Source organism: Castellaniella sp. FW104-7C03 (assembly GCF_040276085.1).
GTDB lineage: Bacteria > Pseudomonadota > Gammaproteobacteria > Burkholderiales > Burkholderiaceae_B > Castellaniella.
In genome coordinates this window covers 122729-135452 of sequence record NZ_JBELOK010000005.1, presented here as the reverse complement: position 1 = coordinate 135452, position 12724 = coordinate 122729, and the positions used below count along the sequence as shown (strand labels likewise).

Below are 12724 nucleotides of genomic sequence, written 5' to 3'. Positions count from 1 at the left end.
CCTGACCAGGCTGGTCGTGCCCAATGCAGCACTGTGGTGGGCACGAGCCTGGTCAGCGGCTTGCGGTTTCAGAGTCGGTCCCCTGGCTCAAAAGCAGAAAGCCCGCAAAGGGCCTGATTGGGCCTTGTGGCACAGGAGGTTTCGGTGATAATCCCGCATCAGAGTTCAATGCGATCCCCTGGCGCCGCGGCGGACGCGCGCAAGTTGCGACGGAAGTCGCCGCGTGCCGGGCATTTCGTTCCAAAACAGAGGCTATATGCCTTTTCCCTGAGCCTGCCGCCGCTTGTGTGGCAACTGCTCTTTCTGGTCTTCCCGGTAGTGTTCCTGCTGGTCATTACCTTCTGGTCGGTCGAGTTCTTCCGACTGAAGCCAGATTTTACGTTCGCCAATTGGGCATTCATCTATACGCGCGGCTATTTTTACGATGCATACGCTCTGACCTTCGGGATGGCGATTCTCACCGCAGTCGTCATCAGTGCGATTGCTTTTCCATGCGCCTACGCAATCGCTTTCAAATTTCGGAGTTCCGCACGACAGCTCGCACTGCTGTTGTTGATCATCCCGTTTTTCACCAGTTACCTGGTGCGTGTGTATGCCTGGCAGGTCGTCCTGGCGGATTCAGGGATTGTCAATATGCTCCTGAAATGGCTATCCCTGCCGCCGGTGGCGATGCTCAATACCCTGGGGGGCACCTTGATCGGATATGCCACCCTGTGCCTGCCGCTGGTGACCTTGCTGCAGTTGCTCAGCCTGATCTACGTGGACCGTAATCTGGTGGAAGCGTCCCATAACCTGGGGTGTGGCCGTCTTGGCACGATCTGGCACATCATCATCCCGTCCGCCAGAATCGGCATCATGATCGCGGCGCTGTTCTGTTTCATCCTGACGTTTGGCGATTTTGTCAGTCCTTTGTATTTGGGAGGAGGCCTGAGAACCGTACTGAGCACCGTGATCATCGACACCGTCAAGTCCGGCCAGCAATGGCCACAGGCGGCCGTGGTGGCGGTGACGATGGTCGTAACTTTGCTGACGGTTGCCCTGGCGGCAATCTGGTTCGCCTACCGGAGGCCGAAATGAACGAAAACCGATGGATCAATCTGACGCTTTATTGCTATGCCTTTGGGATATTCGTATTCATCTTTACCCCCATCGCGGCCAGCTTTGTCTTTTCATTCAACGCGGATCGTTTTCCAACCTTGCCCCTGGGCGATTTCAGTTTTCAGTGGTATCGGGACATTATCTCCGACGCCGATATCTGGCTGGCGTTTGGAAACAGCGCAAAAGTCGGTTTCACCGTTGCGGTGGTGTCCACCGCGCTTGGGTTTTGCGCCGCATATACCGATCATCGCTATCGGTTCTTCGGCAAATCGGTCTATCTGACGCTGGCGCTGCTGCCGCCGACCATTCCGGTGGTCATCATGGGACTGGCGATGCTGGCGTTTCTGTCGCGCGTCAGTCTGTCGGGCAATATCCAGGCGGTCATGATCAGTCACATCGTCATGTGCGCCCCGTTTGCGATGGCGGTGATCCGGATGCGCCTGGCACTGATGCCCGCCGACATGGAGGCGGCAGCCTGGAATCTGGGCGCCAGCCAGTGGCGTGCGTTATGGCACGTGATCCTGCCTTTTTCCCTGCCCAGCATCGGTGCGGCGCTATTTGTGACCATGGCCGTGTCGTTTGATGAGTATGCCGTTGCCTGGTTCGTGTCGGGGCTGGATCCCACGGTTCCGGTCAGCATCCTCACGACCTTGCAGGGACGCGTCAGCCCGACGATCAACGCGATCGGTTCCATCGTATTCACAGTCACCATCATGCTGGTTGTCCTGGCGCAGATTCTGTTGCTGCGGCATGGGAAAAACAAGACTCGAAAAATTTTGGCCACGGCCAAAGGGGAGTGAAAACATGAATCGTCCTTTGGTGGAACTGGATAATGTCAGCAAGTCCTTTGGGGGCTTTACCGCCGTCGAATCGATCAACCTGAACATCAGTGAAGGCGAATTCCTGGCAATCATGGGCTCAAGCGGCTGCGGCAAGACAACGACCCTGCGGATGCTGGCCGGTCTGGATCAGCCCACGCAAGGCGAAATTCGCCTCAACGGAGAACGCATCAACGAGCTGAGTACCTGGGATCGTGACACGCCCCTGGTGTGGCAGAACCTTGCGCTATTCCCCTTTCTGAACGTCACTGAGAATGTCGAGTTTGGTCTTCGGATGCGCGGCGTCCAGAAGGCCGAGCGCAGGCGCCGGGCTGGAAAATGGCTGGAGCGCATGGGGCTTGACGAGTTTGCGAATCGGGACATCAGTCAGTTATCGGGGGGCCAGCGCCAGCGGGTTGCGCTGGCCAGATCCCTGGTGACCGAACCCCCTATCCTGTTGCTCGACGAGCCACTGAGCGCTCTGGATGCAAACCTGAAGGTGCGCATGCAAGGCGTACTGACCGAGCTACAAAAGGAGATCGGCATCACCTTTGTGTATGTCACCCATAGTCATTCCGAAGCCTTCGCGATGGCCGATCGGGTGGTGATCATGAGCCAGGGCCATATTGAACAGGTGGGTACCCCTCAGGAAATCTATTCCATGCCATGCAACCGGTTTGTGGCGGAATTCATTGGCGGCAAGAACATCATCGAAGGCAAGGTAGCCAATATCGCCAGTGACAAGATCGTTGTCAAGTCCGATCATGGGGTCCTTGAAACGCCTTTGGCGGCGGGCGGGCGCGTTGCCAAAGGAGATCCGGTGACTTTGTATGTCGGTGCCGAGGACATGCGCTTTGCCGGGCCGGGCGGTGCAGGCCAGAATCGTTTGCGGTGTCGCGTAGTCGGAGAAGAGTTCGTTGGTGCCATCATGACGATCCATCTCCAGACGGAAACCGGCCTGGAATTGCAGGCGCAGGTCCCCTATGCCGGGCGCGCGAGATTGCCGGTGGAAGACGATGGCTGGGTTCATGTCAGCTGGGATGTGCAGGAGACCCGCATTCTGGGTTCCCAGGCCTGAGCGCATGCGGCTTTAGGCGTGGTTTCGTTTTCTGGCAAATAAAGGTCGTTTCTGAAAAAAGCCGCCAGGCTTCCTGTCTCTAAGATGGATTGGACGGATGCTGAAAATGCGCCGCCGCTCAATCACCAGAGCCGGTACACTCCCGGGATATAACGGGGGGCCGGCGCACCTTCGAGGAGACACTACATGGAATACGGTACAGCCAGAATTCCGCATGACAAACGTGAGTATGGGTTTTTTGACCAGGTTGTGACCTGGTTCGGGTCTGGGGTCAACACCGGATCCTGGTATTTTGGTGGAATGGCTGCGGCCATCGGCATGAGCTTCGTCTGGCAATATGCCTTCATCTATTTGCCGTTGATGATGATTCCCTGGGCCATGATTGGCTGGATTTCCTGGAAACATGGGGCTTCTACTGTAACCTGCACAGTTCCCGCCCTGGGCGTTCGTGGATCACGTTGGGCCGGCATTGGTGAGTTCTTTGGAATGATTGGCTGGCCCAGCATCAATACCTTCATCGCGGCCATCTCATTGACCTATGTGTTCCACGAAATGTGGGGTAGTCCAACCTATGGGCAGCCTGGTTCCACGACGCCGCTGATTTTAGGGATTCTGGTGACGGCCGTTGTGCAGGGCGTGATCGTGGTGGTGGGACATCGCGCCATCAAATATCTCGAATGGATTTCTGTGGTGTTGCTGGTCGTGCTGGGCGTTTGGGAGACGATTGTTGTCCTGCAGCACTGGGACTACGCCAAGATAGCCAGTCTGACCTTGCCACAGGCTCAGCATACACCAGCATTCTATTTTGATCTGGCCTTCGGGTTTTGCTGGGGCTGGGCGATGATTGGCGATTTTGGCCGCTTTGCCAAAGGGCCGGGCGCAGCCACGGCAGGCAGCTGGCTGGGCGTTAATCTGGGTCAAGGCTGGTTCATGATCGTCGGTGCCATCGGCGTGATTGGTGTTGTTCTGGAAACAGGCGTTTTCGACCCTAACAACTCAGATCCCAGTTCTACCATTGCTTCTCTGGGGCTGGGTACTGTCGCCTTTCTGGTCGTGTTTTTTGCCACCGTCAGCACCAACGTCACCGTACTCTATGGGGCGGGCATGGGGCTTGTCGGTGCTACGCGCAGCGAATCCCCCAAGCGTTATATGCTGCTTATTGCGCTCCTGCAGTTTGGAATGTGCTTTTTGCCGCTAGCCTTCGACAAATTTATTGAGTATTTCGAGTTTTTCCTCGGAATTGTCGGAGGGATCTTCATACCGTTGTGGACCTTGGTAGTAGTTGACTATTTCATCGTACGCAAATGTCAGGTCAAGGACGAGGATTTGTTTGCCGAGAGTTTTCCCGATGGTTCCACCAAGAGCCGGCTGGGCGATTGGAACGCGACGGGTTGGATCTCGATGGCGTTGGGCCTGGGAACGTTCTACCTGCTGCATTACATCCTGACGGATGCGGCTGCGATCTGGACAGCATCTTTTCCGGCGATTGGCATGACGGCGGTCAGTTATTTGGTGCTGACTTTAGGCTTCAAAATGGGACGTACGCGTCTGATCTGATTGGGTGAAACATGAATCAAGTGCGTATTGCGGAGTTGGCCTGGCCGACTTACGCGGACAAAGTTAAGAATGGGGCGGCCGTGCTGTTGCCTATCGGAGCGCTCGAACAACATGGCCCCCACATGAGTATGAATCCGGATGTTCTGCTGCCGACCGCCATCTCAGAACGTGTGGCTGCACAGGTGGGTGCTCTGGTGGCGCCGGCCATTGCATATGGCTATAAATCGCAGCAAAAAAGCGGCGGCGGCAATCATATGCCGGGGACAACCAGCCTGGACGGGCTGACTGTCACCAGCATCATCCGTGATGTGCTGAAGGAGTTGGCACGCCACGGCGTGCGCAAAGTCGTGCTCGTCAATGGTCATTATGAGAACTCCGCGTTCATCACCGAGGGAGTCGATCTGGCATTGCGAGAGCTGCGCTGGGATAGCATACGGGATTTTCGCTGCATTATCCTGTCGTATTGGGATTTCATCGATCAGAAGACGATTGATCAAATCTATCAGGGGGATTTTCCTGGCTGGGCTGTGGAACATGGTGGGGTGTTGGAAACTTCTTTGATGCTGCATTTGCATTCTGATCTGGTTGACATGAGTCAGGTGCAGGATCATCCGCCAGCCGTGTTCCCGCCCTACGATTTCTTCCCGATCAGGCCGGAATGGACACCGGAGTCAGGTTGTCTGTCATCAGCCAGCCGAGCCAGCGCGGAACATGGCAAGCTGATCTTGGCAGTTTGTGTACAGGGCATTACAAATGCGCTACGGACAGCTTTCGACTGAGAGATCGTGCCAGAGTCGGGCGGCCTGCTGGAGGGCGTCCGGCTCTCGTCGGGTTAACCTTAAAGCACCACTGTCCGGTGCCCACTGATGAAGATCCGATGTTCCAGATAGTTGCGTACGGCCTGAGCCAGTGCACGGCATTCCAGGTTGCGGCCGGTGGCCAGCAACTGGTCGGGGGTTTGTGTGTGATCAACTGGTTCGACGGCCTGGGTGATGATCGGGCCTTCGTCCAGATCGTCAGTCACGAAATGAGCAGTCGCGCCAATTACTTTGACACCGCGCTCGTAGGCCTGGTGATAAGGGCGGGCGCCCTTGAATCCGGGCAGGAAGGAATGGTGGATATTGATGGCGCGGCCCGCCAGTACCTTGCTGGTCTCGGGGCGCAGAATCTGCATGTAGCGGGCCAGAATGACCAATTCGGCATCGGTCGTGTGTGCCAGGTTCAGGATGGTGGCTTCCTGTTGCGGCCGGTTGTCGCCGGTCACGGGCAGATGGTGAAAGTTGATCCCGGCGGCCTCGGCATGATGGCGCAGAGTATCGTGGTTCGAGGCGATGGCGGCGATCTCCATGGGTAACTCGCCCATGCGGGTGCGAAAGAGCAAATCGGCCAGGCAGTGCTCCAGCTTTGAGACCAGGATCAGTACCTTCGGTCGCTTTGACATGTCGTGGATGGCCCAGCGCATCGAAAAGCGCTTTGCCAGTTTGGCGAAATCGTGGTTCAGCGAGTGGCTGTCCAGCGTTTGGGGGGGTTCAGTATGAAAGACACAACGGACAAAAAATTGTTGGGTGTTTTTTTCATCGAAGACGGTGAACTCGTCGATGTAGCCTTGCCGCTGCTCCAGAATCGACACGATAGCTGCGACTTGTCCAGCCTTGCTGGGGCACGATACCGTCAGGCAAAACAGCGTGTGCTCGGCCGACGGCGTTTGGGATGGTGAAGTCTGCATGATACGTCTCCGGTCTTGGTGGGATGGTTGGCACTGTGCGCCAGTGCCGTATCCAGACTCACTACATCATGGGGCGGTATGTCCGCCTAGAATGAAAACGTCATGGCGCCTGAATGAATTGGCATGGAGAGACTAAATCATATGAATAAGGGGCCCGTCCGTTTTGGCTTCATTTTGCTGCCAAGTTTCACCCTGACTGCTTTTTCGGGCATGCTGGATGTGTTGCGCCTGGCCGGTGATGAAGGTGACCAAAGCCGCCCGGTGCGTTGTGCCTGGCAGGTGGTCGATGAATCCCTGGTGCCGGTTCGCTCCAGCAGTGGGATTCAGGTGGTGCCCTCAGAACCGCTGGGTGATCCTGCCCGTTTCGATTATGTGGTTGTCGTTGGGGGTTTGCTGCAGCGCCCACCTGTCAGTTCCCGGGTGCTCGAATTTATCCGCGAAGCGGCGACTCAGGACGTGCATCTCGTGGGCCTGTGTACAGGGGTATTCACCCTGATGCAGGCCGGTGTGCTGGATCAGCACCGCATCTGCATCAGCTGGTTCCATTATTGGGATTTCCTCGAACGCTTTCCCAGGATCGATCCAGCGCAAGTGGTGGCCGACCGTCTGTATGTTTTCGACCGGCGCCGTATCACATGCTCGGGCGGCCGGGCCTCGATCGATGTCGCAGCCGAGATCCTGCGTCGCCATATCGACCAGTCCATTGTGCAAAAAGCCCTGCGCATTTTGCAGGTCGAGGATACGGGCCGGGCCAGCGCTGCTCAGCCATTGCCGCCGGGAATCCAGCCGACGACCCATCCCGTGGTGCGGCGTGCAGTTCTGCTGATGGAACAGCATGTGGGCCGGGCCCTGAGTCTGGACGAGCTAGGTAGCAAACTAGGTATTTCCGTGCGCCACCTGGAACGGCTCTTCAAGGAGGCAACCGGACAGGGGCCTCAGGCCTATGCGCGTGGCATGCGCCTGCGGTTGGCAGCCTGGATGCTGACTCATACGACGAAAACCATTGCCGTGATCGCATCGGAATGCGGGTTTGCCGATGCGTCCCATTTTGGGCGCGAGTTCCGCTCGGCCTTCAAAATGCCGCCCAGTGCGTGGCGCAGCCATGCCCAGCTGCCCGATACTCTGCTGTCGCCGCCTGATCCTTTGGTCGATTATGTCAGCGAGGTATTCCCCAGGCGCAATGAGTTCTTCTGATGTAGCCAGAATCTTCCACGGGTACGGCGAATTAGTTCTATCGAGTTTCGCCCGCCTTTGATGTACTGCACCCACAACGCCAACTGAGGTGCACCATCATATGAGCGAGGAGACCATGAGTAATCGTTACTCAATCTTCAGCCTGATTCGTAACGGGCTGAATCACAATGAAAACTGGGGCCGTGCGTGGCACAGCCCCGAGCCCAAGCGTGAATACGATGTCGTGGTGATCGGCGCGGGCGGGCATGGCCTGGCCACCGCCTATTACCTGGCCAAGGTGCATGGCATCCACAATGTTGCCGTGCTGGAAAAAGGTTGGCTGGGCGGCGGCAATACGGCGCGCAATACCACGATCGTGCGCTCGAACTATCTCTGGGACGAATCAGCCCAGCTCTACGAAAAGGCGATGCAGCTCTGGGAAGGCCTGTCGCAGGACCTGAACTACAACGTCATGTTCAGCCAGCGCGGCGTCATGAATTTGGCCCACAATCTACAGGAAGTGCGTGACACTCAGCGGCGCATCAATGCCAATCGCTACAACGGGGTTGATGGCGAATGGCTGACGCCGGCGCAGATCCAGGAGATCGTGCCCAACATCAATCTGGACAGCCGCTATCCTGTGCTGGGGGGGTCGTTCCAGCGGCGTGGCGGTGTAGCCCGCCATGATGCCGTGGCCTGGGGGTTTGCGCGCGCAGCGGATCAGCTGGGTGTGCACATTATCCAGAACTGCCCGGTGACCAATATCCGGAAGAAAAATGGCGCCATTGAAGGCGTGGATACGGGCAAGGGATTTATCAAGGCCAAGAAAGTCGCCGTCGTGGTGGCCGGCCATTCCAGCGTATTGGCCGACATGGCGGGCATTCGTCTGCCCATCGAGAGCCATCCCCTGCAGGCACTGGTCTCTGAGCCCGTCAAACCCTGCATTCATACCGTCATTATGTCCAATGCCGTGCACGCCTACATCAGCCAGTCGGACAAGGGCGATCTGGTGATCGGGGCGGGAATCGATCAGTATCTGGGCTACGGTCAGCGTGGCAGCTTCCAAAGCATCGAACACACGCTGCAGGCCATCGTTGAGATGTTTCCTTCCCTGAGCCGCGTGCGTATGAACCGCCAGTGGGGGGGCATCGTGGATGTGTCGCCTGATGCGTGCCCGATCATCACCAAGACTGAGATTAAAGGGCTTTATTTCAACTGCGGGTGGGGAACCGGGGGGTTCAAGGCCACGCCGGGTTCGGGCTGGGTCTTTGCGCACACGGTGGCGCATGACAAACCGCATCCCCTCAACGAGGCCTTCTCCGTCGACCGCTTCTATAGCGGCCATCTGATCGACGAGCACGGCGCCGCCGCCGTAGCTCATTGAAGGAGACATCATGCTGCAGATCAAATGCCCCTGGTGCGGGGATCGTGCCGAAAGCGAATTCAGCTATGGGGGGGAAGCCGGCATCGTGCGTCCCGTGGACAACTCAACGATGGACGACCGGCAGTGGGGCGATTATGTATTCATGCGCCGCAATACTTTCGGGCTGTTTCGCGAGCAGTGGGTTCACACCCATGGTTGCCGTCGTTGGTTCATCGCCGAGCGCGACACCAGAACCTATGACATCCAGGGCTACGAGACCTTCGATGGCCAGGGCCGCGATACCGCCGAACCGATTCAGGAGGCCGTATGAATCAGAACAGTCGTCTGCCTCAGGGTGGCCGCGTGCAGCGCGGCGTGCCAGTGCATTTCTCCTTCAATGGCAAGGCCTATACCGGCCTGCAGGGTGACACGCTGGCCTCGGCGCTGCTGGCCAATGGCGTGCATTTCGTGGCGCGCAGCTTCAAGTATCACCGCCCGCGTGGCATCATGACTGCCGGAGTCGAAGAACCCAATGCCCTGGTGCAGCTGGAAAGCGGTGCCTATACCATACCCAATGCGCGCGCGACCGAGGTCGAGCTCTATGAAGGCTTGCGCGCAACCAGCGTCAACGCCAAGCCGGACATCGAGCATGACCGCATGGCGATCATGCAGCGCTTTGCGCGTTTCATTCCGGCGGGTTTCTACTACAAGACCTTCATGTGGCCGCGCAGCTGGTGGGGCAAATACGAGGAACGAATCCGTGATGCCGCAGGGCTGGGTTCAGTGCCCGACACCCGGGATCCTGACCGCTACGAGAAGCGCTATGCGCACTGTGATGTACTGGTGGTGGGGGCTGGGCCGGCGGGGCTGGCCGCAGCCTGCGCGGCCGGCCGTACCGGAGCGCGGGTTCTTCTGGTGGATGACGGCGGCGAGGCGGGGGGCAGCCTGTTGCGCACTCAGGAAACCATCGACGGCAAGCCGGCGCTGGATTGGGTGGCCGAGCGCATGTCCGAGCTGTCTGCCCAGCCAGAAACGCGGGTGCTGCAGCGCACCACCGCCTTTGGCTACCAGGATCACAATCTGATCACCGCCTGCGAGCGGCTGCACGATCACTTGCCGATCGCCCAGCGCAGCGGCGTGCGGGAGCGCATCTGGAAGATCCGGGCGCGACATGTGGTGCTGGCGACTGGCGCCCACGAGCGGCCGCTGGTATTCGGCAACAACGATATCCCGGGTGTGATGCTGGCGGGTGCTGTCTCCACCTATATCCACCACTATGGCGTGCTGCCGGGCCGTCGTGCTGTCGTGTTTACCAATAACGACAGTGCCTATCAAACTGCAATCGACCTGAAACGTCACGGTGCCGATGTCACGGTTGTGGATCCGCGCGTACTCAGCCATGGGACCGTCCCGGCCGAGGCTGAACGCCTGGGGATTCGGATCATCCATCAGACGGTGGTGGCCGAGGCGCGCGGTGGCAAGCATGTGACTGGTGTGCGCCTACGTGGCCATGGCGTGAGTTTGCGCGACGGGATCGATGCGCTGACCTGCGACCTGCTGGTCATCTCGGGCGGCTGGAATCCCGTCGTACATCTATACGCTCAGTCGCGCAGCAAACCGCGCTGGTGCGAGGAACGTGCCTGCTTCGTGCCAGATGGGGCGGCACAGCCACTTGGCAGTGCCGGTGCCGCCAATGGCGACTTCGATTTGCAGGCGGCTCTGGATGGCGGCGTACGTGCGGGCCTGCGGGCGGCCGAGGGCGCCCCGGGGACGCGACCCGCTGATTTGCCTGCATGGTCTGCTCGCCCCATCGAGGTCACGCCGCTGTTACCGTTGTGGTCGGTCGGCAAGGGCAAGGATGCTACGCGGGGCCCGAAGCAGTTCATCGATTACCAAAACGATGTCTCTGTATCGGATATCCTGCTGGCGGTCAGCGAGGGCTACCATTCGGTCGAGCACGTCAAGCGCTACACGGCGATGGGCTTTGGCACTGACCAGGGCAAGCTGGGCAACATCAATGGCATGGGCGTACTGGCGGAAGCCCTGAAGCAGAGCATCCCGGCGACAGGAACCACCACGTTCCGTCCCAATTACACGCCGGTCAGCTTTGGCGCCCTTGCCGGACGAGAGCTGGGCGACTGGTTCGACCCAATCCGCCGAACCTGCCTGCATGACTGGAATCTGGAGCAAGGCGCGGTCTTCGAGGACGTGGGCAACTGGAAGCGCGCCCATTATTACCCGAGGCCGGACGAGGACATGCATGCAGCCGTGCGGCGTGAATGTCTGGCCGTGCGCAACAGCGTCGGCATCCTGGATTACAGTACTTTGGGCAAGATCGATGTACGGGGCCCGGATGCGGTCGAATTCCTCAATCGCCTGTATATCAATTCCTGGACCAAGCTGCAGCCCGGCCGCTGCCGCTATGGCCTGCTGCTCGACGAAAACGGCATGGTCATGGACGACGGCGTAAGCATCCGCCTGGCCGAGGATCATTTCCTGCTGACCACCACTACTGGCGGTGCCGCTCGCATCATGAGCTGGATGGAGCGCTGGCTGCAGACCGAATGGCCGAATCTGCAGGTCTATCTGACCTCGGTGACTGACCAGTTCGCTGTGACCACTGTCGCAGGCCCCAATGCCCGCAAGGTGCTGGCCGCCGTCTGCAAGGACATCGATTTCAGCGGTGAGGCCTTCCCCTTCATGAGTTTCCGGGAAGGCACCATCGATGGTGTGTTTGCCCGTGTCTTGCGGGTAAGCTTCTCGGGCGAGCTATCCTTCGAGGTCTATGTGCCGGCCAATATGGGTCGCCACATCGCCGAGCGGCTGATGGAGGCCGGACAGCCCTACGAAATCACGCCCTATGGCACCGAAACCATGCACGTGCTGCGCGGCGAGAAGGGGTACATCATCGTTGGGCAGGACACGGACGGGTCGGTGACCCCGGTGGATCTGGGCATGGGCGGCATGGTGGCCAAGACCAAAGACTGCCTAGGCAAGCGTTCGCTCGCGCGCAGTCACACCAGCAGTGATGGGCGCAAGCAGTTTGTTGGCCTGCTGGCCAATGACTCCACCTGCGTGCTGCCAGAAGGCGGTCAGATCCTGCAGGGGCCCACCCAAGCAACCATCGCCCCGATGTTTGGCCACGTGACATCCAGCTATATGAGCCCGATCCTGGGACGGTCCATTGCCTTGGCCCTGCTCAAGGACGGCCATGCGCGGATGGGCCATGAAGTAACAGTAGCCACGGCTGATGGCCGATTCATGCCGGCGCGTGTCTGCAGCCCGGTGTTCTACGATCCTGAAGGAGCCCGTCAAAATGTTGACTGAAAGCAAACAGCAGACCCCGTTGACGAGCCTGCATATGGAATTTGGCCTGCCGTTGCAACACGGCGCCCCCGACCAGGTGCGTCTGAGCGAACAGCCTCAGATCAGTCTGGCCAATCTGCGGGTGGATCCTTCCGATTCGACTATGTTGGGAGCCGTTCACGCTTGCCTGGGGTTGGAGTTGCCCCTGATGCCCAATACCGTTACCCGCGGGAGGGATATCACCGCCTTGTGGCTGGCACCCGATGAGTGGCTGCTGTGCGCCCCGGCCGACGGCGCGGACAGTCTGGCGTCCCGGGTCGAACATTCACTGGCAGGTCATTGGTTCGCGGTCACGGACCAGAGCAGCGGCTATTCCGTCATTCGGCTGCACGGACCTGGGGTGCGCGATGTGCTGAATGCCGGCTGCCCGCTGGATCTGCACCCGCGTGCCTTGCCGTTTGGCTGTTGTGCTCAGTCACATTTCTTCAAGACCAGCGTACTGTTGCACCCATTGGATGAGGCGGGCGATGGCTGGGAACTGATCGTGCGTCGTAGCTTCGCCGATTATGCCGTGCGCATGCTGCTCGATGCGATGGAGAGTTGAC

At 58.9% G+C, this 12724-nt stretch carries 11 protein-coding genes; 10 read left to right on the top strand and 1 reads right to left on the bottom strand.

The window, feature by feature from the left end; all coding sequences use genetic code 11:
• The first annotated feature begins 144 nt into the window (after positions 1 to 144).
• From ABS758_RS07710 to ABS758_RS07690, 5 genes are all read left to right on the top strand, one after another.
• Positions 145 to 1077 carry an ABC transporter permease gene (locus tag ABS758_RS07710; protein WP_350381584.1) on the top strand — a complete coding sequence of 311 codons (933 nt, stop codon included), beginning with the start codon at positions 145 to 147 and terminating at the stop codon, positions 1075 to 1077.
• The gene (locus tag ABS758_RS07705; RefSeq protein WP_350381586.1) at positions 1074 to 1898 is read left to right on the top strand and encodes an ABC transporter permease; all 825 of its coding nucleotides are present in this window, start codon (positions 1074 to 1076) and stop codon (positions 1896 to 1898) included. Before ABS758_RS07710 ends, ABS758_RS07705 begins: the two co-directional genes overlap by 4 nt.
• 4 nt (positions 1899 to 1902) lie before the next feature.
• Positions 1903 to 2994, top strand: coding sequence for an ABC transporter ATP-binding protein (locus ABS758_RS07700; protein WP_350381587.1), 1092 nt, complete (start codon positions 1903 to 1905; stop codon positions 2992 to 2994).
• Between the two features lie 186 nt (positions 2995 to 3180).
• A complete protein-coding gene (locus ABS758_RS07695) occupies positions 3181 to 4551 on the top strand; it encodes a cytosine permease (protein WP_350381588.1) in 1371 nt (456 codons plus the stop codon).
• Between the two features lie 11 nt (positions 4552 to 4562).
• The gene (locus ABS758_RS07690) at positions 4563 to 5330 is read left to right on the top strand and encodes a creatininase (protein ID WP_350381590.1); all 768 of its coding nucleotides are present in this window, start codon (positions 4563 to 4565) and stop codon (positions 5328 to 5330) included.
• Positions 5331 to 5389: 59 nt separating this feature from the next.
• Here the strand turns inward: ABS758_RS07690 and purU are convergent, their stop codons facing one another.
• On the bottom strand, positions 5390 to 6277 hold the full coding sequence (gene purU / locus ABS758_RS07685; protein ID WP_350381592.1) for a formyltetrahydrofolate deformylase: 888 nt from the start codon (positions 6275 to 6277) through the stop codon (positions 5390 to 5392).
• Between the two features lie 141 nt (positions 6278 to 6418).
• Here purU and ABS758_RS07680 point away from each other — a divergent pair, with 141 nt between their 5' ends.
• From ABS758_RS07680 to ABS758_RS07660, 5 genes are all read left to right on the top strand, one after another.
• Positions 6419 to 7471 carry a GlxA family transcriptional regulator gene (locus ABS758_RS07680; RefSeq protein WP_350381593.1) on the top strand — a complete coding sequence of 351 codons (1053 nt, stop codon included), beginning with the start codon at positions 6419 to 6421 and terminating at the stop codon, positions 7469 to 7471.
• Between the two features lie 115 nt (positions 7472 to 7586).
• Positions 7587 to 8834 carry a sarcosine oxidase subunit beta family protein gene (locus ABS758_RS07675; RefSeq protein WP_350381595.1) on the top strand — a complete coding sequence of 416 codons (1248 nt, stop codon included), beginning with the start codon at positions 7587 to 7589 and terminating at the stop codon, positions 8832 to 8834.
• A gap of 10 nt (positions 8835 to 8844) precedes the next feature.
• Positions 8845 to 9144, top strand: a complete 300-nt coding sequence (locus ABS758_RS07670; RefSeq protein WP_350381597.1) for a sarcosine oxidase subunit delta — start codon at positions 8845 to 8847, stop codon at positions 9142 to 9144.
• Positions 9141 to 12140, top strand: a complete 3000-nt coding sequence (locus ABS758_RS07665) for a sarcosine oxidase subunit alpha family protein (protein ID WP_350381599.1) — start codon at positions 9141 to 9143, stop codon at positions 12138 to 12140. The genes ABS758_RS07670 and ABS758_RS07665 overlap by 4 nt, the downstream gene beginning before the upstream one ends.
• Positions 12130 to 12723 (top strand): sarcosine oxidase subunit gamma, encoded by a 594-nt coding sequence (locus tag ABS758_RS07660; protein ID WP_350381601.1) that lies wholly within the window; start codon positions 12130 to 12132, stop codon positions 12721 to 12723. Before ABS758_RS07665 ends, ABS758_RS07660 begins: the two co-directional genes overlap by 11 nt.
• Position 12724: the final 1 nt, after the last annotated feature.

Bases quoted from the DNA above. Each gene is read 5' to 3' on its own strand.
- ABS758_RS07705 (WP_350381586.1), top strand. From the start codon at position 1,074: ATGAACGAAAACCGATGGATCAATCTGACGCTTTATTGCTATGCCTTT.
- ABS758_RS07700 (WP_350381587.1), top strand. From the start codon at position 1,903: ATGAATCGTCCTTTGGTGGAACTGGATAATGTCAGCAAGTCCTTTGGG.
- ABS758_RS07695 (WP_350381588.1), top strand. From the start codon at position 3,181: ATGGAATACGGTACAGCCAGAATTCCGCATGACAAACGTGAGTATGGG.
- ABS758_RS07690 (WP_350381590.1), top strand. From the start codon at position 4,563: ATGAATCAAGTGCGTATTGCGGAGTTGGCCTGGCCGACTTACGCGGAC.
- purU (WP_350381592.1), bottom strand. From the start codon at position 6,277: ATGCAGACTTCACCATCCCAAACGCCGTCGGCCGAGCACACGCTGTTT.
- ABS758_RS07680 (WP_350381593.1), top strand. From the start codon at position 6,419: ATGAATAAGGGGCCCGTCCGTTTTGGCTTCATTTTGCTGCCAAGTTTC.
- ABS758_RS07675 (WP_350381595.1), top strand. From the start codon at position 7,587: ATGAGTAATCGTTACTCAATCTTCAGCCTGATTCGTAACGGGCTGAAT.
- ABS758_RS07670 (WP_350381597.1), top strand. From the start codon at position 8,845: ATGCTGCAGATCAAATGCCCCTGGTGCGGGGATCGTGCCGAAAGCGAA.
- ABS758_RS07665 (WP_350381599.1), top strand. From the start codon at position 9,141: ATGAATCAGAACAGTCGTCTGCCTCAGGGTGGCCGCGTGCAGCGCGGC.
- ABS758_RS07660 (WP_350381601.1), top strand. From the start codon at position 12,130: ATGTTGACTGAAAGCAAACAGCAGACCCCGTTGACGAGCCTGCATATG.